General features: G+C 72.5%; 21 protein-coding genes. 13 read left to right on the top strand and 8 right to left on the bottom strand.

Going from position 1 to position 26,129, the window contains the following annotated elements; translation table 11 throughout:
• Window positions 1-4 precede the first annotated feature (4 nt).
• Window positions 5-1,183, bottom strand: coding sequence for a PP2C family protein-serine/threonine phosphatase (locus ACQZOG_RS05630; RefSeq protein WP_033276863.1), 1,179 nt, complete (start codon window positions 1,181-1,183; stop codon window positions 5-7).
• A gap of 165 nt (window positions 1,184-1,348) precedes the next feature.
• Between ACQZOG_RS05630 and ACQZOG_RS05625 the strand changes: the two genes are divergently transcribed.
• Window positions 1,349-2,599 (top strand): GNAT family N-acetyltransferase, encoded by a 1,251-nt coding sequence (locus ACQZOG_RS05625; protein ID WP_230227936.1) that lies wholly within the window; start codon window positions 1,349-1,351, stop codon window positions 2,597-2,599.
• A 13-nt stretch (window positions 2,600-2,612) separates the two neighbouring features.
• Here the strand turns inward: ACQZOG_RS05625 and ACQZOG_RS05620 are convergent, their stop codons facing one another.
• Window positions 2,613-3,434, bottom strand: coding sequence for an Fpg/Nei family DNA glycosylase (locus ACQZOG_RS05620; RefSeq protein WP_033276861.1), 822 nt, complete (start codon window positions 3,432-3,434; stop codon window positions 2,613-2,615).
• 37 nt (window positions 3,435-3,471) lie between these two features.
• On the bottom strand, window positions 3,472-3,957 hold the full coding sequence (locus ACQZOG_RS05615) for a ribose-5-phosphate isomerase (protein WP_033276860.1): 486 nt from the start codon (window positions 3,955-3,957) through the stop codon (window positions 3,472-3,474).
• A gap of 205 nt (window positions 3,958-4,162) precedes the next feature.
• Between ACQZOG_RS05615 and ACQZOG_RS05610 the strand changes: the two genes are divergently transcribed.
• Window positions 4,163-5,632 carry an amino acid permease gene (locus tag ACQZOG_RS05610; protein ID WP_033276859.1) on the top strand — a complete coding sequence of 490 codons (1,470 nt, stop codon included), beginning with the start codon at window positions 4,163-4,165 and terminating at the stop codon, window positions 5,630-5,632.
• A gap of 79 nt (window positions 5,633-5,711) precedes the next feature.
• Here ACQZOG_RS05610 and ACQZOG_RS05605 read toward each other — a convergent pair whose 3' ends face one another.
• Window positions 5,712-6,296, bottom strand: coding sequence for a biotin transporter BioY (locus ACQZOG_RS05605; protein WP_430741338.1), 585 nt, complete (start codon window positions 6,294-6,296; stop codon window positions 5,712-5,714).
• Between the two features lie 302 nt (window positions 6,297-6,598).
• Here ACQZOG_RS05605 and ACQZOG_RS05600 point away from each other — a divergent pair, with 302 nt between their 5' ends.
• The 8 genes from ACQZOG_RS05600 to ACQZOG_RS05565 all read left to right on the top strand — a co-directional run bounded on the left by ACQZOG_RS05600 (window position 6,599) and on the right by ACQZOG_RS05565 (window position 14,697).
• The gene (locus ACQZOG_RS05600; protein ID WP_350328531.1) at window positions 6,599-6,682 is read left to right on the top strand and encodes a putative leader peptide; all 84 of its coding nucleotides are present in this window, start codon (window positions 6,599-6,601) and stop codon (window positions 6,680-6,682) included.
• A gap of 81 nt (window positions 6,683-6,763) precedes the next feature.
• On the top strand, window positions 6,764-7,963 hold the full coding sequence (locus ACQZOG_RS05595; RefSeq protein WP_033276857.1) for an ROK family transcriptional regulator: 1,200 nt from the start codon (window positions 6,764-6,766) through the stop codon (window positions 7,961-7,963).
• A gap of 222 nt (window positions 7,964-8,185) precedes the next feature.
• Window positions 8,186-9,250, top strand: a complete 1,065-nt coding sequence (locus ACQZOG_RS05590) for an ABC transporter substrate-binding protein (RefSeq protein WP_037639507.1) — start codon at window positions 8,186-8,188, stop codon at window positions 9,248-9,250.
• Window positions 9,247-10,116, top strand: coding sequence for an ABC transporter permease (locus ACQZOG_RS05585; RefSeq protein ID WP_359569287.1), 870 nt, complete (start codon window positions 9,247-9,249; stop codon window positions 10,114-10,116). The genes ACQZOG_RS05590 and ACQZOG_RS05585 overlap by 4 nt, the downstream gene beginning before the upstream one ends.
• Window positions 10,092-10,811 carry an ABC transporter ATP-binding protein gene (locus ACQZOG_RS05580; RefSeq protein WP_430741337.1) on the top strand — a complete coding sequence of 240 codons (720 nt, stop codon included), beginning with the start codon at window positions 10,092-10,094 and terminating at the stop codon, window positions 10,809-10,811. Before ACQZOG_RS05585 ends, ACQZOG_RS05580 begins: the two co-directional genes overlap by 25 nt.
• Before the next feature lie 66 nt (window positions 10,812-10,877).
• Window positions 10,878-12,239: an LLM class flavin-dependent oxidoreductase gene (locus tag ACQZOG_RS05575; protein ID WP_365165267.1), complete on the top strand. Its 1,362-nt coding sequence runs from the start codon at window positions 10,878-10,880 to the stop codon at window positions 12,237-12,239.
• A 26-nt stretch (window positions 12,240-12,265) separates the two neighbouring features.
• Window positions 12,266-13,177, top strand: a complete 912-nt coding sequence (locus ACQZOG_RS05570) for a TauD/TfdA dioxygenase family protein (RefSeq protein ID WP_365165269.1) — start codon at window positions 12,266-12,268, stop codon at window positions 13,175-13,177.
• 140 nt (window positions 13,178-13,317) lie between these two features.
• On the top strand, window positions 13,318-14,697 hold the full coding sequence (locus ACQZOG_RS05565; RefSeq protein WP_033276851.1) for an amino acid permease: 1,380 nt from the start codon (window positions 13,318-13,320) through the stop codon (window positions 14,695-14,697).
• A 332-nt stretch (window positions 14,698-15,029) separates the two neighbouring features.
• Here ACQZOG_RS05565 and ACQZOG_RS05560 read toward each other — a convergent pair whose 3' ends face one another.
• The gene (locus ACQZOG_RS05560; protein ID WP_033276850.1) at window positions 15,030-15,677 is read right to left on the bottom strand and encodes a DsbA family protein; all 648 of its coding nucleotides are present in this window, start codon (window positions 15,675-15,677) and stop codon (window positions 15,030-15,032) included.
• A 137-nt stretch (window positions 15,678-15,814) separates the two neighbouring features.
• Between ACQZOG_RS05560 and pepN the strand changes: the two genes are divergently transcribed.
• The gene (gene pepN / locus ACQZOG_RS05555) at window positions 15,815-18,391 is read left to right on the top strand and encodes an aminopeptidase N (protein ID WP_037639520.1); all 2,577 of its coding nucleotides are present in this window, start codon (window positions 15,815-15,817) and stop codon (window positions 18,389-18,391) included.
• 245 nt (window positions 18,392-18,636) lie between these two features.
• Window positions 18,637-19,689, top strand: a complete 1,053-nt coding sequence (locus ACQZOG_RS05550) for a hypothetical protein (protein ID WP_230227955.1) — start codon at window positions 18,637-18,639, stop codon at window positions 19,687-19,689.
• Between the two features lie 72 nt (window positions 19,690-19,761).
• On the opposite strand, the gene ACQZOG_RS05545 is transcribed toward ACQZOG_RS05550, so the two are convergent.
• Window positions 19,762-20,919: a serine hydrolase domain-containing protein gene (locus ACQZOG_RS05545; protein ID WP_354794514.1), complete on the bottom strand. Its 1,158-nt coding sequence runs from the start codon at window positions 20,917-20,919 to the stop codon at window positions 19,762-19,764.
• Window positions 20,920-21,043: 124 nt separating this feature from the next.
• Entirely contained in the window at window positions 21,044-21,481 is a 438-nt protein-coding gene (locus ACQZOG_RS05540) for an NUDIX hydrolase (RefSeq protein WP_191881478.1), read from the bottom strand.
• A gap of 313 nt (window positions 21,482-21,794) precedes the next feature.
• Between ACQZOG_RS05540 and ACQZOG_RS05535 the strand changes: the two genes are divergently transcribed.
• A complete protein-coding gene (locus ACQZOG_RS05535) occupies window positions 21,795-25,112 on the top strand; it encodes a S8 family serine peptidase (RefSeq protein WP_430741336.1) in 3,318 nt (1,105 codons plus the stop codon).
• A gap of 76 nt (window positions 25,113-25,188) precedes the next feature.
• On the opposite strand, the gene ACQZOG_RS05530 is transcribed toward ACQZOG_RS05535, so the two are convergent.
• The gene (locus tag ACQZOG_RS05530; protein ID WP_430741335.1) at window positions 25,189-25,950 is read right to left on the bottom strand and encodes a hypothetical protein; all 762 of its coding nucleotides are present in this window, start codon (window positions 25,948-25,950) and stop codon (window positions 25,189-25,191) included.
• Between the last annotated feature and the right edge of the window lie 179 nt (window positions 25,951-26,129).

Genomic DNA, 26,129 nt, shown 5'->3' with positions numbered 1-26,129 from the left:
CGGCTCAGCGTGCCGCGGCCGCGGTGGGTCCCTCGCGGCAGATCAGCAGCAGGGCCCGGTCGTCGTTGACGTCCTTGGCGACGGCTTCGATGAGGTGCCAGGCGGCGCCGTGGAAGCCGCCGGCGACGTAGCGGTCGGCCTCGCCGGTGAGCCGGTCGATGCCCTCGACCATGTCCCGGTCGGAGGTCTCCACCAGGCCGTCGGTGAACAGCATCAGCACGTCGCCGGGGCGCAGCGAGCCCTTCACCGGGTCGAACTGGGCGCCGTCGTACACGCCGAGCAGGGGTCCGTCGGCGGCCTTCTCCTCCCACCGGCCGCTGCCCGCGCTGAGCTGGAGGCCCGGCGGGTGTCCCGCGGAGTAGAGCTCGTAGTCGCCGGAGTCGAGGTCGAGGACCAGGTGGATGGAGGTGGCGAAGCCCTCGTCCCAGTCCTGGCGGAGCAGATAGCCGTTGGCGGCGGGCAGGAAGTCGTGCGGGGGCAGGCTGCCGAGCAGGCCGCCGAAGGCGCCGGACAGCAGCAGGGCGCGCGAGCCGGCGTCCATGCCCTTGCCGGAGACGTCGGTGAGGACGACCTCCAGGGTGCGTCCGCCGTTGGTGCGGGCCGCGACCACGAAGTCGCCGGAGAAGGACTGGCCGCCCGCGGGACGGAGCGCCATCTCCCGGTGCCAGCCCGTCGGCAGCTTGGGCAGCTTGCTCTGCACCCGGATGCGCTCGCGCAGGTCGAACAGCATGGTGCCGCCGCGCCGCCAGGGAACGCCGACCCGGCTGCGGAACTGGGCGACGAGCAGCCCGAAGAAGCCGCAGGCCGCGACGACCAGCACCACGCCGGGTGTGACCCGTGCCACGCCCTCGGTGTAGGGGCCGAGTTGCACGGCCTCCACGATCAGCGCGGTGGCCGCCGCCGCGTAGAGCCCGAGCAGACTGGCCGGGCGCAGCAGCAGGCCGCCCGCGACGATCGGGATGCACAGGGCGGCCGGCGAGCACCACACGGAGTTGGCGAGGGTGCCGGCGGCGATCAGCGGGACCGTGAGGAGCAGTCCGGCGAGCGCGATCCAGTCCGAGCCGTCACCGCGGAAGTAGTCGACGGCGGCCCGGCGCACGCCGACGCGGGCCCGGTGCCACTGCTTCTTCAACCGGGCCGTGAACGTCTCGGCCGCCGCGCGCCGCTCTCGTCCTGCTGCCATCAGTTCGGGACCCTATCCATCCAACCGGCCGCTTGGCACGGGAGGTCCAGCTTGTCCCCCCTGACGGGGGTCGGAATCACAGTGAACTTCACCGGAGGCCGTTCCGGGGCCCGGGCGGCGGAAATTGCCTCGCTCCGATTCCGCGGCCCTGGTAGGCATGGCGCCATGGTGGACGATCACACGGGCCCGGCGCCCGAACTGCGCAGCCTCCGGCCGGACGAGTGGGACAGCGCCTACGGGAACCTGCTGCGGGCCTTCGGCGGGCTGCCCGAGGCCGACGAGGAGCGCCGACTGTGGCGCGAGCTCACCGAGTTCGGCCGTTTCCTGGCGGCCTGGGACGGTGACCGGTGCGTGGCGTCCGGGGGTGCCTTCTCCTTCCGGCTGACCGTGCCCGGCGGGGCGTCGGTGCCGGCCGCGGGCGTGACGATGGTGAGCGTGGCCGCCACCCACCGGCGTCGCGGGCTGCTGACCGCCATGATGCGCCGGCAGCTGGACGACGTCCGCTCCTGGGGCGAGTCGCTGGCGGTGCTGACGGCGTCGGAGCCGGCGATCTACGGCCGGTTCGGCTACGGAGCGGCCACCTTCCAGCTGGACGCGGAGATCGACACCCTGCGCGCCGGTCTGTCGGTGCCGGACGGTACGGATGACGTACGGCTGCGCTACGCCGACCCGGCCGAGGTGCTGGACGCGTGCGAGGCGGTCTACGCACGGCTGGTGCCGGGGCGGCCCGGGATGCTGGCGCGGCGGCCCGGCTGGGAGAAGGTGGGGGTGCTGGACCCGGAGAGCGAGCGGGGCGGGGCGTCGCCGCTGCAGTGCGTGGTCGCCGAGCGCGACGGCGCGACGGTCGGGTACGCGCGGTTCCGGGTGAAGCCGTCCTGGGGGCAGGGCGGGCCCGAGGGCGAGGTGGTGCTGAGCGCCCTGGACGCACTGGACCCGGCGGCGGGAGCGGCGCTGTGGCGGTTCCTGTTCGACCTGGACCTGACGTCGACACTGCGGATGCGGGGCCGGCCGGTGGACGACGCCTGGCAGTACCTGGTGAAGGACGTACGGCGCTGTCGTCCGGCGCTGCGGGACGCGCTGTACGTGCGTCCGGTGGAGGTGGGTGCGGCGCTCGCGGCGCGCACGTACCGCACGCCGGTGGACGTGGTGCTGGAGGTGGAGGACACCTTCTGCCCGTGGAACACGGGGCGGTGGCGGCTGAGCGGGGACGCCAAGGGGGCGGTCTGCGAGCCCACCCGGGACGCGGCCGATCTGGCCCTGTCGGTGCGGGAGCTGGGCGCCGCCTACCTGGGCGGGGTGAGCCTGACCGCGCTGGCGGCGGCCGGGCGGGTGCGGGAGCTGCGGGAGGGTGCGCTGGCCGAGGCGTCGGCGGCGTTCGGCAGCGATCCGGCGCCGTGGCTGCCGCACGGCTTCTGACCCGCTGAGGAGGTCAGGCCCGCTGGCAGCCGGGGCACCAGAAGAGGTTGCGCGCGGCGAGATCGGCGGTGCGGATCTCGCCGCCGCAGATGTGGCAGGGCAGGTTCGCCCGGCGGTAGACGTACACCTCGCCGCCGTGGTCGTCGACGCGCGGCGGGCGGCCCATGGCCTCGGGGGTGTGCTCGGGGCGGACGGTGTCGATGCGGTTGTTCCGGACGCCCTCGCGCATCAGGACCACCAGGTCGTCCCAGATCGCGTCCCACTCCGCGCGGGTGAGGTCCCTGCCGGCCCGGTAGGGGTCGATGCCGTGCCGGAAGAGCACCTCGGCGCGGTAGACGTTGCCGACGCCCGCGACGGCCTTCTGGTCCATGAGGAGCGCGGCGATGGTCGTGCGGCTGCGGCTGATCCTGCGCCAGGCCTGCCCGGGGTCGGCGTCGGGCCGGAGCGGGTCCGGGCCGAGCCGGTCGTGTATCGCCCGCTTCTCGGGCTCCGTGATCAGGGCGCAGGTGGTGGGGCCGCGCAGGTCCACGTGGGCGGTGGCGCCGGCCAGGCGCAGCCGCACGGTGTCGGTGGGCGGCGGCGCCGGGGCGGGGCCGAAGGTGACCTTGCCGAACAGGCCGAGGTGGATGTGCACCCACTCCGGGTGGCCGGGGTCGCCGAAGCCCAGGAAGAGGTGCTTGCCGTGGGCGTCGGTGGTGCGCAGCGGGGTGCGGTCGAGGAGGGCCGCGGCGTCGCTGAACTTGCCCTGGGGGCTGGTGACGCGCAGGGAGGAGTCCGCCCGGAAGGCCTTGGCGTAGTCCTCGGCCAGCCGGTGGATGGTGTGTCCCTCGGGCACGGTCCCCCTCGCTCGCTCCGCTGTCCGTGTCGGGTCGTTACTGCTGCGGGTGGTGCGCCGGGATCGGCGGGAGGTCGCCGGTGGTCTCGTAGCCGGCGAGCATGTCGATCCGGCGGATGTGGCGCTCGTCACCCGAGAACGGGGTGTTGAGGAAGATCTCGACGAACTTCGTCGCCTCCTCCTGGCTGTGCATGCGCGCGCCGACGGCGACCACGTTGGCGTCGTTGTGCTCGCGTCCCAGCGCGGCGGTCTGCTCGCTCCACGCCAGGGCGGCCCGTACGCCCTTGACCTTGTTCGCGGCGATCTGCTCGCCGTTGCCGGAGCCGCCGATCACGATGCCGAGGGAGCCGGGGTCCGCGGCGGTCCGCTCCGCGGCGCGGAGGCAGAACGGCGGGTAGTCGTCCTGGGCGTCGTAGATGTGCGGGCCGCAGTCGACGGGTTCGTGCCCCGCCTCCTTGAGCCACTCGACGAGGTGGTTCTTCAGTTCGTAGCCCGCATGGTCGGAGCCGAGATACACGCGCATGCGTCGAGTGTGACACGGCCGCCGCGGGGAAGCGGCGCGGGGTGGGCGGTGTGAAAAGTGTGAGCCAATCCACAGGACCTCAGGAAAAGCTCGGGTAAAGATTGGAAATCAAAGGTTCCTGTGAAAGTACGCCTCCGTTTCACTGGTTCAGCTCGTACACCGCTCGTACGGGTACCGCTCAACCGGCGCAAAGGAAGACCCCCACATGACTTCGCAGCCGACCCTCACCAAGGCCGGTGACGGCCCCGAGGGCTCCGGAGGCCCGCCCCAGGGCTCCGGACTCCAGGCCGGTCTCAAGAACCGGCACCTGTCGATGATCGCCATCGGCGGTGTCATCGGCGCCGGACTCTTCGTCGGATCCAGCACCGGCATCGCCACCACCGGTCCCGGCATCCTCCTGTCGTACGCGCTCGTCGGCACGCTCGTGGTGCTGGTGATGCGGATGCTCGGCGAGATGTCCGCGGCGAACCCGACCTCCGGCTCCTTCTCCGCGCACGCCGACCGTGCCCTCGGCCCCTGGGCCGGCTTCACCATCGGCTGGCTGTACTGGTTCTTCTGGGTCGTGGTGCTCGCCGTGGAGGCGACCGCGGGCGCCGCCATCCTCGAAGGGTGGATACCCGCCGTCCCGCAGTGGGGCTGGGCGCTCATCGTGATGGTGGTGCTCACCGCGACCAACCTGGCCTCGGTCGGCTCCTACGGCGAGTTCGAGTTCTGGTTCGCCGGCATCAAGGTCGTCGCCATCGGCGCGTTCATCGTCGTCGGCGGGCTGGCCGTCTTCGGCGTGCTGCCCGGCGTCGACAGCGACCAGGCGGGCCTGTCCAACCTGACCGGCCACGGCGGCTTCCTGCCGAACGGCGCGGGCGCCATCCTCACCGGCATCCTGCTCGTGGTGTTCTCCTTCATGGGCAGCGAGATCGCCACTCTGGCGGCCGGCGAGTCGGAGGACCCGCAGCGGGCCGTCACCAAGGCGACCAACAGCATCATCTGGCGGATCGGCGTCTTCTACCTCGGCTCGATCCTCGTCGTGGTCTGCCTGCTCCCCTGGGACAGCGAGGCCATCGCCGAGGACGGCTCGTACGTCGCCGCGCTGGACTCCCTCGGCATCGCGCACGCGGGTCAGATCATGAACTTCATCGTGCTGACGTCCGTGCTCTCCTGCCTCAACTCCGGGCTCTACACGGCCTCCCGGATGGCCTTCTCGCTCGGCGAGCGCGGGGACGCGCCGAAGGCGTTCGCCCGGACCAGCCACCGGGGCGTGCCGCGCGCCGCGATCCTCGTGTCGGTCGTGTTCGGCTTCGTCGCGGTCTTCTTCAACTACAAGTTCCCCGACTCCGTGTTCCTCTTCCTGGTCAACTCCTCCGGCGCGGTCGCGCTGTTCGTGTGGCTGGTGATCTGCTTCTCGCAGCTGCGGATGCGGAAGATCATCCAGGCGGAGGCGCCGGAGAAGCTGGTCGTGCGGATGTGGCTGTACCCGTACCTGACCTGGCTGAGCATCGCGTTCATCGTGTTCGTGCTGATCTACATGCTCACCGACACCGAGCACGACGGCCGGTCCACGATGCTGCTGACGATGCTGGTCGCGGCCGTGGTGCTGGCGATCTCGCTGGTCAGGCAGCGGCCGGCCGGACGGAAGGCCGCCACCGCCCCGGAACGGGACGAGGCGCGGGCGGGCTGACCCGTACCCCACGCACGCCGAAGGGCCCGGCGGACGCTCGCACAGCGTCCGCCGGGCCCTTCGGCGTGGAGGGGAGGCGTCAGCGCTTGTCGACGAGCTTCCAGGCGGTCGGCAGCAGACCCATGGCGAGCGCCGCCTTCAGCGCGTCACCGATGAGGAACGGGGTCAGGCCGGCCGCGATCGCGGCGGAGGCGGACATCCCGGTGGCCAGGGCCAGGTACGGCACGCCGACGGCGTAGATGACCGCCGAGCCGAGCAGCATCGTGCCGGCCGTGCGCCAGGCGGAGCGGTCGGCGCCGCGGCGGGCGAGCGCGCCCACGACGACGGACGCCAGCAGCATGCCTAGGATGTAGCCGAACGACGGCATGCCCATCCCGGACTTGCCCTCCGCGAACCACGGCACGCCCGCCGTGCCCACCAGCGCGTACACCGCGAGCGAGGCGAAGCCGCGGCGGGCGCCGAGGGTGGTGCCGACGAGGAGCGCCGCGAAGGTCTGGCCGGTCACCGGCACCGGGGAGCCGGGCACGGGCACCGCGATCTGGGCGGCGAGACCGGTGAGCGCGGCGCCGCCGAGCACGAGGGCCGCGTCCCGGACGCGGGAGGCGGGGACGAGGTCGGCGAGGACCTGTCCGGGCCGGGCGGAGGTGACGGTGGCGGTGCTCATGGGGACTCCCCGGGGTGAGGGCAAGTGGGAACACGGCGACGCTATACCGGCGCCCCCGCGCCGATCACCAGCAGCGCTCGACAAAGGCTCGATCAGGGACTTGGTGGGCTCCGGACAAAGGACAGGGCCCACACCCCGTGAGAGGTGACACGGGTCACTGAGGTGACGTGGTGTCGCCGACACGGGCCCGCGCGGCGGCGGCTGTAGGGATCCACCAACGCGGACCGGTGCGGGCGGGCGGGCCGTCTCGCCCGTCGGTCACGGTCTGGGCAGCGGGTCGGGCCGTTTGCTAGCTTCGGGCCATGGTCGCCCAGTCCCGGAACTTCACCTCGCGTCGCCACGTCGATCTGCGACGCGTGGGCGCGGCCGCCTGTCGCCTCCTCTGACGAGGCGGGCGGAGCGGATCCGACGCGCCTCGGCTCATCCACGACGGCGCAGATTCGGACCCGTTCCCGAGGAAGTTCCCCATGCTTCGTACCGTGGCACCCCCGCCCCGCTCCCCCGCCCGTCCGGCGCGTGCCGCCGACCCCGACCGGCGGCGCACCAGTGCCCGCACCGTGCTGCGGTGCGTGCTGGAGCACGGTCCGGTGGCACGCTCCACCATCGCGCGGCTCACCGGCCTGTCGCCGGCCTCCGTGACCGACCACTGCGCCCGTCTGACGGAGCTCGGCCTGGTCCGTGAGGCGACGGCCCCGCGTCGCTCGGGCGGGGTGGGGCGCCCGCACCTGCCCCTCGACCTGGACGGGTCGGGCCTGGTGGTCGGCGGGGTCCATGTGGCGGTGCCGTACACCACGGTGGCGCTGCTGGACCTGCGCGGCCGGGTGGTGGCCGAGCGGAGGCTGCCGCACCCGGACACCGACCCGGTGCGGGTGCTGGAGCGGGCCGCCGGCGGTCTGGCGGACCTGCTGGAGCGGGTGCCGGAGCGGCGGCCGCTCGGGGTCGGCTTCGCCTCCGGCGGCTGGGTGGACCGCGCGGCCGGCACCGTCGTCGACCATCCGCTGCTGGGCTGGCGGGAGGTCCCGGCGCGGGAGGTGCTGCGCGCCCGTACCGGGCTGCCGGTCCATGTGGACGGGCACGCACGGGCGTTGGCGGACGCGGAGCGGCTGTTCGGCCGGGCCGGCGGGAGTGCGCTGCACCTGTTCGCCGGGAACATCGTCGACGCGGCCTTCGCCACCCGTGACGAGGTGCACCACGGGCCGCGGTCCCAGGCGGGCGCGATCGCCCATCTCCCGCTGGTGGGCGGCACCGAGCGCTGCCCGTGCGGCCGGACCGGGTGTCTCCAGGCCGAGTTGAGCGAGCGCACCCTGTGCCGGCGGGCCCGGGAGGCGGGCGTGTGCGACGGGCGCGACCCGCTGCACGTGGTCGACGCGGCGGCGGCCGGGCATCCGGTGGCGGCGCGGCTGCTGCGGGAGCGTGCCCGCATGGTGGGGCGCGCGGTCGGACTGCTGACGGACGTCCTCAATCCGGAGAGCGTCATCGTCACGGAGATCGGCGTCATCCACCGGCCGGACTGTCTCGCGGCGCTGCGTGGCGAGCTGGATCCGGCGCGCGCGGCCACGGTGACGCCGACGAGTTTCCCGGAATCCGTGCTGGCCGTCGCGGGTGGGGCGGTCGCTCTCGACGTGCTCTACCGGGATCCGCTGAGCGCGTCACCAGAGCGTATTTAATTCAGAAACTCCGAATATTGACAGCCCCCTTCAGGAACAAGGAACATGCTGGTCATGAGCTGTCGCACCCTCTGTTGCTGACACGTTGACGCGCGATCTCCCGCGGCGTCCTCCCTTTTTCGCGCGCTTTTCCCCACGGGCGTTTTCCGCCCGTTGATTCCGCCTGCCTTTCCGTTCCGCGCACATCCCTGTGCGTATTTCCCCATCCCCGGGAGTTTCCTCATGCCCGCACCACCGGCGGCCGGCCTCGACCGGCGTCTCTTCCTCACCTCCCTGCTCGGCGTCACCGCCGCCGCTGCCGGACTGAGCGGCTGCGCGGAGGCCGGGGCCGCGGCCGACGAGGCCGCCCTGAAGGCACCGCTGGCCGACAAGGTTCCGCCCGGCACGCGTCTGAAGATCTCCTCGTTCGAGAACTTCCAGCAGATCCAGCTGAAGCTCGCCGGCCTCGACGACCTGCCGTTCGAGGTGGCGGAGTGGCTGAACATCGGGGCCGGTCCCGACGTCATCAACGCCTTCCGCGCCAAGTCCCTGGACCTCGCCAACAACGCGGGGATCCCGCCCATCCAGGCCTTCTACCAGGGCTTCGACGCGCGGATCGTCGCCATCAACGTCACCCGCAAGCCCAACTACCTCTTCGCCACCAGGCCCGGCAGCGACATCCGGACGGTCGCCGATTTCCGGGGCGAACGGCTGGCGTTCTCGCAGGGCCAGGCGCAGGGCGTGGTGCTGCTGCGGGCTCTCAAGGAGGCCGGCCTGCGGTACGACGACGCCGAACTGGTCCCGCTGACCAGCAACCAGTTCCTCACCGCCCTGCAGTCCGGGCAGGTGGACATCGCCCCGCTGGGCATCAGCCAGGCCCCGTCCTATCTGAAGCAGTACGGGCCGAAGGGCGCCCGCACCATCCCCACCGACGTGGTGGACCTGCTCAACCTGCTGTGGGCGCCGGCCGAGGTGCTCGCGGACCGGGACAAGGCCGCCGCGGTCGCCGCGTACATCCCGTACTGGGCCAAGGGCGCGGTGTGGCAGTACGAGCACCCGGACGTGTGGAACAGGGAGTACTACGTCAAGACGCAGAACCTCACGCTCTCCCAGGCCGAGTCCATCACGGCCCTCGCCAACAAGCCCTACTTCCCGCCGCGTTGGGACGAGGCGATCGCGTGGGAGCAGGAGACCGCCGATCTGCTCGCGGAGGGCGGCTACGTGAAGAAGTTCTCGGTCGACGCCCTCTTCGACCGGCGGTTCGAGTCGCTCGCCGCGCGGGCCGTTCCCGCGGAGTACCGGAGGTGACCGCCGTGACCACGACAACGACCACGACAACGACCACGACCGCTCCCGCACCGCCCGCCACCGTCGAGGAGGAGCACCAGGTACGGCGACGACGACGGCTGTCGCCCGGCAAACGGCTCCCCGCCACCCGGATCACCGGCCCCCTGCTCGTGCTGACGCTGTGGGCCGCCGCCTCCGCCGCCGGACAGCTGGACCCCGGCGCGATCCCCGCGCCCTGGACGGTGGTGGAGACGGGAATCCGGCTGTGGACCGAGGGCACGCTGACCGACGACGTCCTCACCTCTTTGCGGCGCGCGGGGGCCGGGTTCGCGATCGGCCTGACCGCCGGCGTCGTGCTCGCCCTGGCCTCCGGGCTGAGCCGGATCGGCGAGGCGTTGATCGACGGCAGCGTGCAGCTCAACCGCGCGGTGCCCACGCTGGGCCTGATCCCGCTGTTCATCCTCTGGCTGGGCATCGGCGAGACCTTCAAGATCGCGATCATCGCCATCGTCGTCTACATCCCGATCTACCTGAACACCCACGCCGCGTTGTCGGGCATCGACCACCGCTTCGTGGAACTGGCGGAGGTGCAGGGCCTGTCCCGGTTCGCCTTCGTCCGGCAGGTCGTCGTGCCGGGCGCGCTGCCCGGCTTCTTCGTCGGGCTGCGGCTCGGCGTCACCGGGTCCTGGCTGGGCCTGGTCGTCCTCGAGCAGATCAACGCCACCAGCGGACTCGGCTACCTGATGTTCCAGGCGCAGAACTACGGCCAGACGGACGTCATCCTCGTCGGTCTCGTCGTCTACGGCCTCTTCGGCCTGGTCTCCGACACCGCCGTCCGCGCGATCGAACGGAGGGTGCTGTCATGGCGCCGCACACTGAGCAGCTGACCCGGCCGGCCGTGCGCCTGCGCGGCCTGACCCGGTCCTTCGAGGGACGCACGGTCCTCGACGGCGTCGACCTGGACCTGCCCGCCGGGCAGTTCACCGCGCTGCTCGGGCACAGCGGCTCCGGCAAGAGCACGCTGCTGCGGGCGATCGCGGGCATCGACCACGGGGTGGCGGGCAGCGGCACGCTGACCGCGCCCGAGCGGGTGTCGGTGGTCTTCCAGGACTCCCGGCTGCTGCCCTGGCGCCGGATCCTGCCCAACGTGCTCCTCGGGCTGGACGGCAAGGACGCCGGGGAACGCGGCCGGGCCGCGCTCGCCGAGGTCGGTCTCGGCGGCCGGGAACGCGCCTGGGCGAGCGAGCTGTCGGGCGGTGAGCAGCAGCGGGCCGCCCTGGCCCGGTCCCTGGTGCGCGAGCCGGAACTGCTGCTGGCGGACGAGCCGTTCGGGGCGCTGGACGCGCTGACCCGGATCAAGATGCACGCGCTGCTGCGGCAGCTGTGGGAGCGGCACCGGCCGTCGGTGCTGCTGGTCACGCACGACGTGGACGAGGCGATCGTCCTCGCGGACCGGGTGCTGGTGCTGGAGGACGGCCGGATCGGGCTCGACCTGACGGTCGACCGTGACGGCCCGGACGCCCACCGCGCGTACCGCGGCCGGCTGCTGAAGGCGCTCGGCGTCTCCGAGGACGCCCCGTGACCGCCCGCCCGCGCCGCACCTGAACCACCCGGTCCGCACCACCCCCGCACCGCGAAGGGATCACCCATGCCCAGACAGCTCCATCTGAACGCCTTCCTCATGAATACCGGGCACCACGAGGCGTCCTGGCGGCTGCCCGAGAGCGATCCGCACGCCCACGTCGACCTGGACCACTACGTGCGCCTGGCCCGGACCGCCGAACGGGGCACGTTCGACTCGTTGTTCCTCGCCGACGGTCCCCAGCTGTGGAGCTCCGTGGCGCAGCGTCCCGCCGGGGCGCTGGAGCCGCTCACCCTGCTCACCGCCCTGGCGACCGCGACCGAGCACATCGGGCTGATCGCGACGGCGTCCACGTCGTACAACTCGCCCTACAACCTGGCGCGCAAGTTCGCCTCGCTCGACATCGTCAGCAAGGGGCGGGCCGGCTGGAACATCGTCACCACCGCCGGCGCCGAGGCGGCCCGCAACTTCGGTCTCGACGCCGAGCCCGCGCACGCCGAGCGGTACGCGCGCGCCGCCGAGTTCCTGGACGTCGCCCGGCTGCTGTGGGACAGCTGGGAGGACGACACGGTCGTCGCCGACAAGGCGGCCGGGGTGTGGGGCGACGACGCCAGGATCCACCCGCCGCGCCACCAGGGGACGTACTTCCGGGTGGAGGGCGCGCTCAACGTGCCGCGCACCCCGCAGGGGTATCCGCTGCTGGTGCAGGCCGGGTCGTCGGAGGACGGCAAGCGGTTCGCGGCGCGGCACGCGGAGGCCGTGTTCACGGCCCAGCAGACCCTGGCCGACGCTCAGTCCTTCTACGCCGACCTCAAGGCCCGTACGGCCGCGGCCGGGCGCGACCCGGACCACGTCAAGGTGCTGCCCGGCATCGTGCCCGTGGTCGGCTCCACCGAGGCCGAGGCACGGCGCCTGGAGCGGGTGCTGGAGGAGCACATCGTGCACGAGCACGGGGTGCGCCGCCTGGAGGAGCTGCTGCGGCTCGCCCCCGGGACGCTCGACCTGGACGGCCCGCTGCCCGACGGCCTTCCCCCGGAGGACGAGATCGAGGGCGCCAAGAGCCGCTACACGCTGATCGTGGAGCTGGCCCGGCGCGAGCGGCTCACCGTGCGGCAGCTCATCGGGCGGCTGGGCGGCGGGCGCGGGCACCTGACCTTCGCCGGCACGCCCGAGCAGGTCGCCGACACCATCGGCCGGTGGTTCGCCGAGGGCGCCGCCGACGGTTTCAACATCATGCCCGCGGTGCTGCCGTCCGGTCTGGAGACGTTCGTCGACCAGGTCGTCCCGATCCTGCGCGCCCGCGGCCTGTTCCGCACCGAGTACGGCCCCCGGCGCACCCTGCGCGAGCGCTACGGCCTGCCGCGGCCCGCCAACCAGCACGTCACCCCGCACGCCCAGGAGCCGGCCCCCGCGGCCGCGCTCGTCTGACCGCCCCGCAGAGAGGAACACCCCTCATGTCCGACCTCCGGATCACCAAGGTCACCGCGAACATCGGCGCCCGGGTCGCCGGCGTCGACCTCTCCCGCCCGCTGGACGACGCCACCGTCACCGCGCTGCGGGACGCCCTGAACGAGCACAAGACGCTGCTCTTCGACGACGTGCACCTGGACGACGCCGGGCAGCAGGCGTTCGTGCGGCACTTCGGCGAGATCACCGGCGCCCACCCGACCGTGCCCGCCGTCGAGGGCGCGCCCGGCGTTCTGCCCGTCGACAGCGGGCGCGGGCGGGCCGCGAACAACTGGCACACGGACGTCACCTTCGTCCTCAACCCGCCGCAGGCGACCTCCCTGCGCAGCGTCACGATCCCGCCGTACGGGGGCGAGACGCTGATCGCCAGCTCGGCCGCCGCCTACCGCGACCTGCCCGAACCGCTGCGCCGGCTGGCCGACACGCTCTGGGCCGAGCACACCAACGACTACGACTACGCCGTGCCGGAGGAGGCGGTCGACGAGGACGAGGCGGCCCGGCGCGCCCAGTTCACCTCCGTGAAGTACCGCAGCGTCCACCCGGTGGTGCGGGTGCACCCCCTCACCGGTGAGCGCGGGCTGTTCATCGGCGGGTTCGCGCAGCGGATCGTGGGCCTGTCGAAGGGCGAGTCGCGCAAGGTGCTGGACCTGCTCCAGGCGTACGTCACCCGTCCGGAGAACGTGGTGCGCTGGCGCTGGGAGCCGAACCAGTTGGTGCTGTTCGACAACCGCATCACCCAGCACTACGCGATCGACAACTACGACGGCCTGCCCCGCCGCCTGCACCGGGTGACGGTCGCCGGTGACGTGCCGGTCGGCATCGACGGCAAGGAGTCCTACGCGATCGAGGGGGACGCGTCGCACTACACGAGCGTGGCGAAGGTGCCGGCCGCCGCGTGACGGCCACCCCGCAGTGAGCGGACTGTAACCCTCCGCTTGACCGGCGTCCACATGCTGGGCGGCTGCCCCGGGACCGCCGGGCGGCCGCCCAGACTGGGGGCGTTTTTGTCGTCTCCCCCCACATTGGACGAGCCGCGCCCATGCCCCTCACCAAGGTCGAGACGCCCGCCGAGACCGACGGCGTCGCCCTCTCGCACGGACTCAAGCAGCGCCACCTGTCGATGATCGCCCTCGGCGGGGTCATCGGCGCCGGCCTGTTCGTCGGCTCCGGCGCCGGCATCGCCGCCGCGGGCCCCTCCATCGTGATCGCCTACGCCCTCTCCGGCCTGCTGGTCATGCTGGTGATGCGGATGCTGGGCGAGATGTCGGCCGCGTATCCCTCCTCCGGGTCCTTCTCCTCGCACGCCGAGCGGGCCATCGGCCCCTGGGCCGGGTTCACCGCAGGATGGGCGTTCTGGGTGCTGCTGTGCACCGCGGTCGGCCTGGAGGGCATCGGCGCCGCGCAGATCGTCCACGGCTGGCTGCCGGGCACACCCGAGTGGGCGTGGGTCGCGCTGTTCATGGTGGTCTTCTGCGGGACCAACCTCGCGGCGGTGAAGAACTTCGGCGAGTTCGAGTTCTGGTTCGCCGCGCTGAAGGTCGGCGCGATCACCCTGTTCCTGGTGCTGGGCGCGCTGGCGCTGGCCGGTGTGCTGCCGGGCACCGACTCACCGGGCGGATCGAACCTCAGCGAGCTGATGCCCAACGGCGGCGAGGGCCTGGTCATCGGCCTGCTCGCGTCCGTCTTCGCCTACGGCGGCCTGGAGACGGTGACCATCGCGGCCGCGGAGTCGCAGGACCCGGTCCGTGGTGTGGCGCGCGCGGTGCGCACCGCGATGTGGCGGATCGCGGTCTTCTACGTCGGCTCGATGGCCGTCATCGTCGCGCTCGTCCCCTGGGACTCCCCCGAGGTGGTGGAGAACGGCCCCTACGTCGCCGCCCTCGACCGGCTCGGCATCCCCGGCGCCGGCCAGCTGATGAACGTGGTCGTGCTGGTGGCGCTGCTGTCCGCGATGAACGCCAACATCTACGGCGCCTCCCGCATCGGCTACTCGCTGGTGGAACGCGGCCAGGGCCCGACGTGGCTGGGCCGGGTGTCGGGCGGGGTGCCGCGCGTCGCCGTGCTGGCGTCGTCCGTGTTCGGCTTCCTGTGCGTGCTGCTGAGCTACTGGCGTCCCGACGACGTCTTCGCCTGGCTGCTGAACATGATCGGCGCGGTGATCCTGGTCGTCTGGATCTTCATCGCCGTCTCCCAGCTCAGGCTGCGCCGCCGCCTGGAGCGCGAGACGCCGGAGCGGCTCGCCGTACGCATGTGGGCGTTCCCATGGCTGACCTGGGTGGCCCTGGCCGGCATGGCGACGGTCTTCGTCCTCATGGCCCGCGAACCGGACACCCGGGTGCAGCTGTACTCGACGGGCGCGATGACGCTGGCGCTGGCGGCGGTCGGCTACGCCTGGCAGCGGGCACGCGAGCGCCGCTGACGCCCTTGCCCCACCCGGAAGCCCCCGCGAGGTCCCACTCGCGGGGGCTTCCGGTATGCGGCATTCCGGGTCATCGTTGCGCAATGGCGACACCCAGGAGACTGACGCTGGAATGCTCGACGTGCGGCGGCCCGCATCCTCACCGTCTGCTGAACCGGGAGGAGGAGGCTGCGGCCAAGCGACAGCTGGGGCTCCGGGCCACTTACGACTTCTGGATCTGCGAGAACGTGGTGGACACGGACACCGGTGCGCAGTGCCGCACACTGCGCCGATGGGCCGCGACCAGACCGTTCCCCAAGCCGGTCAAGCTGCTGCCTCCGGACTGAGCCCCGTCACAGGTTGCTGAAGTCCGGCCCCTTCGTACGCGTGCGCTTGATCTCGTAGAAGCCGGGGACCGAGGCGACCGCGAGGGTGCCGTCCCAGAGGCGGACGGCTTCCTCGCCCTGGGGAGCGGGGGTGACGACCGGGCCGAAGAAGGCGATCTCCTCGCCGTCGGGTCCGGGGACCGCGATCACCGGGGTGCCGACCTCCTGGCCGACCTTGTCGATGCCCTCCTTGTGGGAGGCGCGCAGCTGCGGCTCGTACGGGGTGGAGTCCCAGTGGTCCATGAGCGACTCGGGCAGCCCGACGTCCTTCAGCGCCGCCGCGACCGTCTCCTTGCCGGGACCCTCGTCCTGGTTGTGGATGCGGGTGCCGAGCGCGGTGTAGAGGTCGCCGAGCACCTGCGGGCCGTGCTCCTCCTGCGCCGCGATCACCACGCGCACCGGCCCCCAGGCCTTCACCTCGAGCATCTCGCGGTACTCCGCGGGCAGCTCGTCCAGCTTGTCCTCGTTGAGGACGGCCAGGCTCATCAGGTGCCAGCGGACGTCCAGGTCCCGCTGCTTCTGCACCTCCAGCACCCACCGGGAGGTCATCCAGGCCCAGGGGCACAGCGGGTCGAACCAGAAGTCGACGGGCGTGGCGGGAGACTTGTCCGACATGTCGCTCCTCGTGAAGGCAGTGTTTCCCCGTGGCAACGCCGTGGCTCGCCCTGGCCATTCCCGGCTGACCCGCGTCAGGGGCGCATGGCAGGATCGGTCCTGTCCATCCCTGTCGACGACGCATGAGGAGTCCGCCCGTGCCCGGTGAGAACCTGACCCGTGACGAGGCCCGGGAGCGGGCAGCGCTGCTGTCCGTCGACGGGTACGAGGTGTCCCTGGACCTGAGGTCCGCGGTGGGCGGGCACGAGGGCGAAGGACCGCGCACCTTCCGGTCGGTCACCACCGTGCGGTTCCGCTGCGCCGAGCCGGGCGCGAGCAGCTTCGCCGACCTGATCGCCCCGAGCGTGACGGCGGTGTCCCTGAACGGCCGCGACCTGGACCCCGGCCAGGTCTTCGACGGCAGCCGCATCCTCCTGGAGGACCTGGCCGCCGAGAACGAGCTCGTGGTGGACGCACAGTGCGCCTACTCCCGCACCGGCGAGGGCATGCACCGCTTCGTCGACCCCGAGGACGGCGAGGTGTACCTGTACACCCAGTACGAGCCGGCCGACGCCCGCCGGGTCTACGCGAACTTCGAGCAGCCGGACCTGAAGGCCCCGTACCGCTTCGAGGTGCGGGCCCCCGAGGGCTGGACGGTGTGGAGCAACGGCGCGGGCGAACTGACGGACGGGGTCTGGCGGTTCGCGGAGACCAAGCCGATCTCGACGTACATCACGTGTGTCGTCGCGGGTCCGTACCACTATGTGACCGACCGCTACGAGCGGGTCTTCGAGGACGGCACCCGGCTGGAGATCCCGCTCGGCGCGATGTGCCGCAAGGGCCTCGCCCCGCACTTCGACGCCGACGACGTCTTCCTGGTCACCAAGCAGGGCCTGGACTTCTTCCACGACCACTTCGACCACCCGTACCCGTTCGGGAAGTACGACCAGGCGTTCGTGCCGGAGTACAACCTGGGCGCGATGGAGAACCCGGGGATGGTGACCTTCCGCGAGGAGTTCATCTTCCGCGGCAAGGTGACGCGGGCCTCCTACGAGGGCCGGGCCAACGTGATCCTGCACGAGATGGCCCACATGTGGTTCGGCGACCTGGTCACCATGGAGTGGTGGGACGACCTGTGGCTGAAGGAGTCCTTCGCGGACTTCATGGGCGCGTTCTCCCTGGTCGGCGCGACCCGCTTCACCGACGGCTGGATCACCTTCGCCAACCGCCGCAAGGCGTGGGCCTACCGCGCGGACCAGCTGCCCTCCACCCACCCCATCACCGCCGACATCCGCGACCTCCAGGACGCCAAGCTCAACTTCGACGGCATCACCTACGCCAAGGGCGCCTCCGTGCTCAAGCAGCTCGTGGCGTACGTCGGGCAGGACGCGTTCCTGGAGGGCGCCCGCCGCTACTTCAAGCGGCACGCCTACGGCAACACGCGCCTCGGCGACCTGCTGTCCGTGCTGGAGGAGACCAGCGGCCGGGACATGGCCGCCTGGTCCCGGGCGTGGCTGGAGACGGCCGGGGTCAACTCCCTCACCCCGCAGGTGCTGCTGCGTGAGGACGGCACCGTGGACGAACTGGCCGTCGTGCAGGAGGCCGCGGAGTCGCACCCCGAACTGCGTCCCCACCGGGTCGCGGTGGGCCTGTACCGGCGCACGGACTCGGGCACCCTGGAGCGGTACGCCCAGGCCGAGACGGACGTCGAGGGCCCGCGCACGGTCGTGGCGGAGCTGGCGGGCGCGGACGCGCCGGAGCTGGTGCTGGTCAACGACGAGGACCTGACGTACTGCAAGACGCGTTTCGACGACACCTCGCTGGCCACGCTCCGGGAGGCGCTCGGCGACCTCACCGACCCGCTGGCCCGCGCGCTGTGCTGGTCCGCCCTGTGGAACATGACGCGCGACGCGCTGCTGCCGGCCCGGGACTTCATCGCCCTGGTGCTGCGGTTCGCGGGCCGCGAGACCGACATCGGCGTGCTGCAGATGCTGCACGCCTGGGCGGAGTCGGCGGCCGTGCACTACACCGCGCCCGAGCGCCGCGAGGAGACGGGGCGGCGGCTCGCCGAGGGTGCGGCGGAGCAGCTGCGGGCGGCCGGCGAGGGCAGCGAGCAGCAGCTGGCGTGGGCGCGGTTCACCGCCCGCGTGGCGTGCACCGAGGCCGACTTCGAGCTGCTGGCGTCGCTGCTGGACGGCACGGTGACCCTGCCGGGTCTGGAGGTGGACCAGGAGCTGCGCTGGGCGTTCCTGGAGCCGCTGGCCGCGCACGGGGCGGCCGACGAGAAGCGGCTGGACGAGGAGCTCGCGCGGGACGACACCGCGTCCGGCCGCCGTCACCACGTCCGCTGTCTCGCGGCCCGCCCGTCGGAGGCGGTCAAGGCGCAGTGCTGGGCGCAGGTCGTGGAGTCGGACGCGCTGTCCAACGCGCTGGTGGAGGCGACGATCGCGGGCTTCGCGCAGCCGTCCCAGCGCGAGCTGCTCGCGCCGTACGCGGAGAAGTACTTCGCGGTGATCGAGCGGGTGTGGACGGAGCGGTCGATCCAGATCGGCATGGACGTGGTCCGGGGTCTGTTCCCGTCCTACGAGGACTCGCGGGGCACGCTGGACGCGACCGACGCGTGGCTCGCCTCCCACGAGGACGCGGCGCCGGCGCTGCGGCGGCTCGTGCTGGAGGCGCGGGACGATCTGGCGCGGGCGCTGCGGGGGCAGGCGTGTGACGCGGCTGCGGGCTGATCCCCCGGGGCTCCGCCACGGACCCCGCTCCTCATACGCCGGAGGGGCTGCCGACAGCCCCTCCGGCGTGTGCGACCCCCGTTACCGAACGGGGGCATTCGCCCCCGTAACCCCGCCTCCTCACCCGAACGGACCAGCGGCTTTCGGTATCCGAACAGGCGTCCTTTAGTGCGGGCTTGTCCGGGTTCGTCGACGGGCGTGTAACAGGGGTTCGAGGGGCGGCCGGAGGCGGGAAATTGCCGGTCATGAACCACAACACCCCCCTCTCCCCGCGCCCCTTGCACCACCTCGCCACCGGCACCGGACGCCGTGTGCTGACCCACACGCAACTGCGGGCACACGGCGTCTCCGCCGCGGAGGCCGGAGAGCAGTGCCGTCCCGGCGGGCCCTGGCAGCAGCTGCTGCCCGGCGTCGTCCTGCTGCACCCGGGGCCGCCGACCAGCGAGGAGCGGCTGCACGCGGTGCTGCTGTACGCGGCCCGGGAGCGGACCGTGAGCGTGCCCGTGCAGCCGGGTCGGGACGAGCCGCCGGCCTCCCCCTACGGCGAGGCGATGATCACCGGTCTGGCCGCGCTGACCCTGCACGGCTTCACGTCCGCTCCCCCGCTGCCGTCCCAGGAGACGTTCGACGTGCTGGTGCCGCGCCTGCGCAGGCTGCGGTCGACGGGCTGCGCCCGCATCGTGCGGGCCGCCGCGCTGCCGGTCCCGGAGCAGGTCACGGGCCTGCCGGTGGCCCCGGTGCCGCGCGCGCTGGCCGACGCGGTGGCGGGTCTGAAGGACGCGGTCGTGGTGCGCCGGCTGCTGACGGAGGCCGTGCGCGGCGGGCACTGCGAACCGGCCGTGGTGGTACGGGAGCTGACGGCGGCGAAGCTGCTGCACCGCCCGCACGTGGTGGACGCGGTGGACTCGCTGCTGGCAGAGGGGCGGGCGCTCGCGGAGTCACGGCTGTACCGGATGGTCCGCGAGTACGGCCTGCCGGACCCGTGCTGGAACGTGGATCTGCGGCTGCCCGGCGGCCCGCACCTGGGCGGCCTGGACGCCTACTGGCCGGAGCAGGCGGTGGCGGTGGAGCTGGACACCCGCGCGCCCCGGCCGGGCGGGCGGCCGGAGGACGACGCCGAGTGGGCGGAGCAGGCCCGCAAGCGCGAGCACCTGGAGCGTCTGGGCATCACGGTCGTGCACATCACCCCGCGCAAGCTGCGGGACGCGGCGGAGCAGCAGGCGGCGGTGGTCCGCACTGCCCTGATGGCGTCGGCGGACCGCGAACCGGCCGCGTACGTCGTGGTGCTGCCCCGCTAGTGCGGCCGCCCACTCGCGTCGGAGGGGACGGCGGCCGCCGGACCGAGGTGTGCCCCGGCGGCCGCCCGCGGATCAGTCGCCGCAGTACTCCCCCTCGATCACCGCCTCGGTGTCCCCGCTCCAGTCGCCGTTGAAGTTGAACGCCAGCGAGTGGCGCCCGTCGCGGGTGGTGACGGCGTCGGAGGTGGAGCCGTGGATGCCGCCGCCGTGGCCCCAGACGGTCACCCCGCAGCTCAGCTCGGTGCTCATCAGGCCCAGTCCGTAGCCGTGGGTGTCGTCCACGGTCACCGTGTCGGTCATCTCGTTCAGCTGCTTCTTCGGCAGCAGCCGTCCGGTGAGCAAGGCGCGGTAGAAGCGGCCCAGGTCCTTCGAGTCGGAGATCATCTCGCCCGCCGAGAAGGCCATGGACGGGTTGAGCCGGGTGACGTCGTGGACGGGTCCGCCGCCGTCCAGGGTGAGCTTGCCGTAGGCGCGGCTGCTGGGTCCGGGTACACCGGTGCGGGTGCCCGGGACCGAGGTGCCGGTGAGGTGCAGCGGCGCGAGGACGCGGCGGCGGATCTCCTCGCCGTAGGGGCGGCCGGTGGCCTTCTCGATCACGAGGCCCGCCAGCACGTAGTTGGTGTTGGAGTAGTTCCATCCGGCGCCGGGCGCGAAGTCCGGCTCGTGGGACGTCGCGACGCGCACCAGTTCCTCGGGCTCGACGGTGTCGTAGCGGTGCTCGAAGAAGCCGTCCTTGAGGAAGTAGGTGCGGGCGAAGTCCTCGTCGGCCGTGTAGTTGAAGATCCCGCTGGTGTGGTTGAGCAGCTGCCGCAGGGTGATCCGGGTGCCGTCGTGGCCGTTGCCGGTGACGAGGCCGGGCAGCCAGGAGTCGACGGTGTCGTCCAGCGACAGCCTGCCCTCGGCCTCCAGCTGGAGCAGCACCGTCGCCACGAAGGTCTTGGTGATGCTGCCGACCCGGTAGCGGTCGCGCGGGGAGCGCGGGCGCTCCGTGCGCAGGTCGCCCACCCCGGCGGTGGTGGTCCACACGCCGCGCCGGTCCTGCGCGCGCAGTGTCACGCCGGGCACCCCGTCCTGGACCGCGGCCCGCACGGCCCGGGCGGTCGCCCTGTGGTCGCCGGTGTCCCCTGCACGGCCGCCGCCGGGTCCCGCCGCGACCGCCGGGGCCGCGAGGGCCGCCGAGAGGGCCACCGCCACCGCTGCCACCGCCGTCGTCCGCATCCGCTTCCGCATGCCTGTTCCTCCCCGCTTCGTCTCATGTGGTCGCAGGGGGAAACCGCGTCCGGGGCGGCGAGGTTGCCGGGGCCCGCGGTGGTTGACCATGTTTCGGACGTTCCGCGCGAGCGCGTCGCGCGGTCTACCCTTCGGGCTCCAGGTGTCCGCCCGCGGGACGTTCGCGCCACAGACGCAGGGCGATGTCGAGCAGGTCGATGCGGACCAGGCCGGGGAGCGCTTCGAGGGGCTGCCAGGCGGCGTGCTCGGTGGAGCCGCCGATCTCGTCGCGCAGCTCTCCGCCGGTGATCCGGCCCTCGTAGACGAACCGCAGGCTGTGGTGGTCGACCGGGCGGCGGAAGCGTCCTTGCAGCGCTCGGCTGCGGGACACCACACCCAGCAGTGCGGTGACCTCCACGAGGTAGCCGGTCTCCTCCTCGACCTCGCGCCGCACGGTGTCGTAGGGGTCCTCGCCGTGTTCCGTGCCACCGCCCGGCAGCACCCACTCCAGGACGCCGCTCTCACCCCGTGAGCGGGCGAGCAGGATCTGTCCGTCGCGCACCACCACGGCGTAGGCCGCCACCCTCGATGTCCTTCGCACCGCCGGACGGTACCCCGCGCCGCCCGGGGCGCGCAGGGGCGTATTCGGGCAGGTCCGCACTGTGGACACCCACCCTGCACGACCATGACGGACTTGTCCGCTTCCGACGCGAACTCCCCTTACGCGTACCGGGGGTTTTCCCCACACCTCCATCGGCCTTCCGGCCAACCCTCGCCAAACATCCGCCCTTTACGCGAAGCTCATCGATCGTCCGGTAGTGCACTTCCGGACCCCCGCGACCAGGACCGATCACTCCTGGCCGCTCCCGATCGTTCGCTCCTTGCAAGGGATGCCGATGACCAACTCCCCGCAGCGCGCCCCCATATCGGGCACCAGACGTGCGGCCCGCATAGCCGTCGCCGCCGGTCTCGTCGCCGCGCTCTCCGCGGCCGGGCCGGTCCCGCTGGCGCTCGCCGCCGACAGCCCGGCCGCCGCCCCGGCCGACGCGGGCGTCAAGTCCGCCCACGACAAACTCGGCTCGCACGACGCGGAACTGCTCGCCGAGGCCAAGGCCGAGGGCGCCAAGCACGTCACGATGATGATCGCCACGACTCCCGGCAAGACCGCTCAGGTCACCGAGGAGATCGAGTCCGTCAAGGGCGCCTCCGTCGGCCGCTCGGACAACAAGCTCGGGTACGTCCGCGCCACCGTGCCCACGGGCAAGGCCGACGCGGCCATCGCGGCCGCCACCAAGCTCTCCACCGTGCACGGCGTCGACCTGCGCGAGGAGATCCTGCTCGACGACCCGACCCCGGCCGCCGACACCACGAAGGCCGCCAAGGGCAAGGGCAAGAGCGCCAAGGGCTACGCGGCCCCGGACAAGAAGACCCCCGCGAAGAACCCGTACAACCCGTCCTTCGAGACCGGCGCCGTGGACTTCGTGAAGAAGAACCCCAAGGCGGACGGCCGCGGCGTCACCATCGGCATCCTCGACTCCGGCGTCGACCTCTCCCACCCCGCGCTGCAGAAGACCACGACCGGCGAGCGCAAGATCGTCGACTGGGTGACGGCGACCGACCCGATCGTGGACGGCGACCAGACGTGGCGCCCCATGGTCAACGCGGTCTCCGGCCCGACCTTCACCTACGGCGGCGCCACCTGGAAGGCCCCGCAGGGCTCCTACCAGGTCAGCCTCTTCCGCGAGTCCTACACCGCGGGCGGTGACGCGGCCGGCGACGCCAACCGCGACGGCGACACCACCGACGTCTGGGGCGTGCTCTACGACCCGGCCAAGGGCACCGTCCGCGTCGACCTGAACAACAACCAGGACTTCTCGGACGACACCCCGATGAAGCCGTACAAGGACGGTTTCCAGATCGGGTGGTTCGGCACCGACGACCCGAAGACCGACGTCGCCGAGCGGCAGCCGTTCGTCGTGGAGATCCGCAAGGACGTCCCGATGGACCCCTACGGCGGCGACTGGATCGGCCAGAAGGCCGACTTCGTCAACATCGGCGTCATCGAGTCCGAGCACGGCACCCACGTGGCCGGCATCACCGCTGCCAACGGCCTGTTCGGCGGCAAGATGAACGGCGCGGCGCCCGGCGCCAAGCTGGTGTCCTCGCGCGCCTGCACCTGGTCCGGCGGCTGCACCAGCGTCGCGCTCACCGAGGGCATGATCGACCTCGTCACCAAGCGCGGCGTCGACATCGTCAACATGTCGATCGGCGGTCTGCCGGCGCTGAACGACGGCAACAACGCCCGCGCCGAGCTGTACAACCGACTGATCGACACCTACGGCGTCCAGCTGGTGATCTCCGCGGGCAACTCCGGCCCCGGCGCCAACACCATCGGCGACCCCGCCCTGGCCGACAAGGTCATCTCGGTCGGCGCGTCCGTCTCCAAGGAGACCTGGGCCGCCAACTACGGCTCCGAGGTGAAGACCAAGTACGCGATGATGCCGTTCTCCTCGCGCGGTCCGCGTGAGGACGGCGGCTTCACGCCGACCCTGACCGCGCCCGGCGCGGCCATCAACACCATCCAGACCTGGCTGCCGGGCGCCCCGGTCGCCGAGGCGGGCTACTCCCTGCCGGCCGGCTACGGCATGCTCCAGGGCACCTCGATGGCTTCCCCGCAGGCCGCCGGCGCCTCCGCCCTGCTGCTGTCCGCCGCGAAGCAGCAGCGCATCGGCCTCACCCCGGCGACGCTGCGCACCGCCCTCACCTCCACCGCCAAGCACATCAAGGGTGTGCAGGCCTACGAGGAGGGCGCGGGCCTGATCGACGTCGTGGACGCCTGGAAGGCGATCCGCAAGGGCGCCACCGCGCACGAGTACACGGTGAAGGCGCCGGTCGACACCGCGATCGACCAGTTCCTGAAGACCCCCGGCTTCGGCACGGGTCTGTACGACCGTGAGGGCGGCCTGAAGGCCGGCCAGAAGAAGACGTACGACGTCACGATCACCCGTACGTCCGGCCCGGACCGCGCCGTGAGCCACAAGCTGGACCTGGCGAACAACGCGGACAACACCTTCCGCGTCGTCGGCGGCAAGAAGGTCTCGCTGCCGCTGAACAAGCCGGTGACCGTCAAGGTCGAGGCCAAGTCCCGCACGGCCGGCATCAAGAGCGCGATCCTCGAGGTCGACGACCCGCGCACCGAGGGCGTGGACCGGCAGATCCTCACCACCGTGGTCGTCTCCGCGCCGGTGAAGTACACCTACTCGGCGAAGGGCACGGTCCAGCGCAACAGCACCACCTCCTACTTCGTCACCGTGCCGGAGGGCGCGAAGACGCTGGAGGTCGCGATGAGCGGGCTGAAGGCGACGAGCCAGACCCGGTTCATCTCCATCCACCCGTACGGTGTGCCGTCCGACCCGACCTCGACGGTCAACTGCTACCCGAACTACAGCAACCCGGCGAACACCTGCCGCCCCGACGTGCGGTCGTACGCGGCCCCGCAGCCGGGCGTGTGGGAGATCGAAGTCGAGGCGCGCCGTACCTCGCCGCTGCTCGACAACCCGTACAAGCTGGATGTCGCGGTGCTCGGCGCGGCCTTCGACCCGGAGACCGTCACGGTGCCCGAGGCGAAGGTCGGCACCCCGGCCGCCGTCGACTGGACGGTGACCAACGAGGCCGCCGCGATCGACGGCAAGCTGGTCGGCGGTCCGCTCGGCTCGTCGAAGACGGCCCGCCCGTCGATCTCCACGGGTGACGTCCACACCACCACGGTCGAGGTGCCCGAGGGCGCCGCGTCGCTGGACGTCTCCATCGGCAACGTCTCCGACACCGCCGCCGACCTGGACCTGGCCGTGTACGACGAGGCCGGCAACCGGGTCGCCCAGTCCGCGGACGGCGACTCGGAGGAGTCCGTCTCCATCGCCTCCCCGAAGGCCGGCACGTACACCATCGAGGTGGACGGCTACTCGGTCCCGGCCGGCACGACGGAGTACGACTACCTGGACGTGTTCTTCTCCGCCACGCTCGGCACCGTCACCGTCGACGAGTCCGCGCCGGTGAAGCTGGGCACGGGCGCCGAGGCCGCCGTCTCCGGCGAGGTCACCGTCGCCGCCGCGGCTCCCGAGGGACGCGCGTTCTTCGGCCGCGTGCAGCTGGTGAACGCGCGCGGCACGGTCGCGGGCATCGGCAACGTGGCGATCGAGAAGGTCGTCGAGTAGTCGGGCTGCGCACCGGATCGAACAGGAGGGGCGGGCGTCCGTACGGGCGCCCGCCCCTCCGCCGTGTCCGCCCCGCTCAGTCGCAGCCCGCGGTGCGCGAGGCGGGGAGAGCGGCGACGATCCCGGCCCGGACGGGGGCGATCTCCGCCTCGCCGACGACCGTCCGGTCCGGATGGGCGAGGCCGGGGGACAGACCGACCAGCACCTGGTCGCCCAGGCGCAGGGGAACCTCCGCGGCGTCGTCCCGGAGGAAGGTCACCGGGCCGTCCCCCTTGTAGTACCGGCTCGCCGCCAGGGTGACCCGCTGGACGCCGCCGGTGCCCGGCACCTCCTCCAGTGCCGTGACCCTGCCCTCGGCGACGAGGCGGGCGCACGCCAGGTAGCGGGGGCCGAAGGGGGTGGAGCCGGTGTCCTCCTTGGCGTCCGAGGCGGCCCCGGGGACCGCCGAGTCGACCGCCGAGCCGCCCTGGGCCACGAGCCAGCCCAGGCCGAGGACGAGACTCGCCGCGGCCGCGGCGGCGAGCCCGCCGAGCGCGAGCCTCAGCGGCCGGTACCGGGGCCGTCGCCGGAGCGGCGTGGCGGGCGTGGCCGGTGCGGGGAGCGGCCAGGCCGCCCCGGCGTCCTCGGCCGGCCGCTCCCCGGCCGGAGCGGCCTCTTCTCGCCCCGCCAGCACGTCCCCGATCAGCGTGAGCTGTTCGCCCAGCACCGCGAGGTCCGCGAGGGCGGCGTCCCGTTCCGCGCGGAACGCGGCGTCCTCCCGCACGCCCTCGGGGAGCTCCTCCCCGAACAGGGCCACCGCGAGGGCGTCCGCCGGGTACCGCTCGCTCCCGTCCGGCACGGACGCGTCCCGCTCGGACGATCCGTTCCCCGCCCCTCCGTTCACCGAGCCACCAGGCAGCACGCCACTGCCCCGGCGTCCGCCGGACCCCGGCGTACCGCGCCCCCGGCCTCCGCGCTCGCCGTCGTCCCCACGTCCGCCGGGCCCCGGCGCCGGGCACCCCCGATCGGCCTGGGCGG

The sequence above is a fragment of the Streptomyces sp. P13-3-3 genome (genome assembly GCF_050571355.1).
GTDB classification, from domain to species: Bacteria; Actinomycetota; Actinomycetes; order Streptomycetales; family Streptomycetaceae; genus Streptomyces; species Streptomyces althioticus.
Note: the sequence above shows the minus strand (reverse complement) of the source record. Positions and strands in the feature narration are given on the sequence as shown.

What these genes read in the sequence shown, in the direction of transcription:
- ACQZOG_RS05580 (WP_430741337.1), top strand. Translation starts at nt 10,092, where the DNA reads ATGGCGCCGCACACTGAGCAGCTGACCCGGCCGGCCGTGCGCCTGCGC.
- ACQZOG_RS05550 (WP_230227955.1), top strand. Translation starts at nt 18,637, where the DNA reads ATGAACCACAACACCCCCCTCTCCCCGCGCCCCTTGCACCACCTCGCC.
- ACQZOG_RS05630 (WP_033276863.1), bottom strand. Translation starts at nt 1,183, where the DNA reads ATGGCAGCAGGACGAGAGCGGCGCGCGGCGGCCGAGACGTTCACGGCC.
- ACQZOG_RS05560 (WP_033276850.1), bottom strand. Translation starts at nt 15,677, where the DNA reads ATGTCGGACAAGTCTCCCGCCACGCCCGTCGACTTCTGGTTCGACCCG.
- ACQZOG_RS05565 (WP_033276851.1), top strand. Translation starts at nt 13,318, where the DNA reads ATGCCCCTCACCAAGGTCGAGACGCCCGCCGAGACCGACGGCGTCGCC.
- ACQZOG_RS05570 (WP_365165269.1), top strand. Translation starts at nt 12,266, where the DNA reads ATGTCCGACCTCCGGATCACCAAGGTCACCGCGAACATCGGCGCCCGG.
- ACQZOG_RS05605 (WP_430741338.1), bottom strand. Translation starts at nt 6,296, where the DNA reads ATGAGCACCGCCACCGTCACCTCCGCCCGGCCCGGACAGGTCCTCGCC.
- ACQZOG_RS05590 (WP_037639507.1), top strand. Translation starts at nt 8,186, where the DNA reads ATGCCCGCACCACCGGCGGCCGGCCTCGACCGGCGTCTCTTCCTCACC.
- ACQZOG_RS05600 (WP_350328531.1), top strand. Translation starts at nt 6,599, where the DNA reads ATGGTCGCCCAGTCCCGGAACTTCACCTCGCGTCGCCACGTCGATCTG.
- ACQZOG_RS05535 (WP_430741336.1), top strand. Translation starts at nt 21,795, where the DNA reads ATGACCAACTCCCCGCAGCGCGCCCCCATATCGGGCACCAGACGTGCG.
- ACQZOG_RS05595 (WP_033276857.1), top strand. Translation starts at nt 6,764, where the DNA reads ATGCTTCGTACCGTGGCACCCCCGCCCCGCTCCCCCGCCCGTCCGGCG.
- ACQZOG_RS05575 (WP_365165267.1), top strand. Translation starts at nt 10,878, where the DNA reads ATGCCCAGACAGCTCCATCTGAACGCCTTCCTCATGAATACCGGGCAC.
- ACQZOG_RS05625 (WP_230227936.1), top strand. Translation starts at nt 1,349, where the DNA reads ATGGTGGACGATCACACGGGCCCGGCGCCCGAACTGCGCAGCCTCCGG.
- ACQZOG_RS05610 (WP_033276859.1), top strand. Translation starts at nt 4,163, where the DNA reads ATGACTTCGCAGCCGACCCTCACCAAGGCCGGTGACGGCCCCGAGGGC.
- ACQZOG_RS05545 (WP_354794514.1), bottom strand. Translation starts at nt 20,919, where the DNA reads ATGCGGAAGCGGATGCGGACGACGGCGGTGGCAGCGGTGGCGGTGGCC.
- ACQZOG_RS05615 (WP_033276860.1), bottom strand. Translation starts at nt 3,957, where the DNA reads ATGCGCGTGTATCTCGGCTCCGACCATGCGGGCTACGAACTGAAGAAC.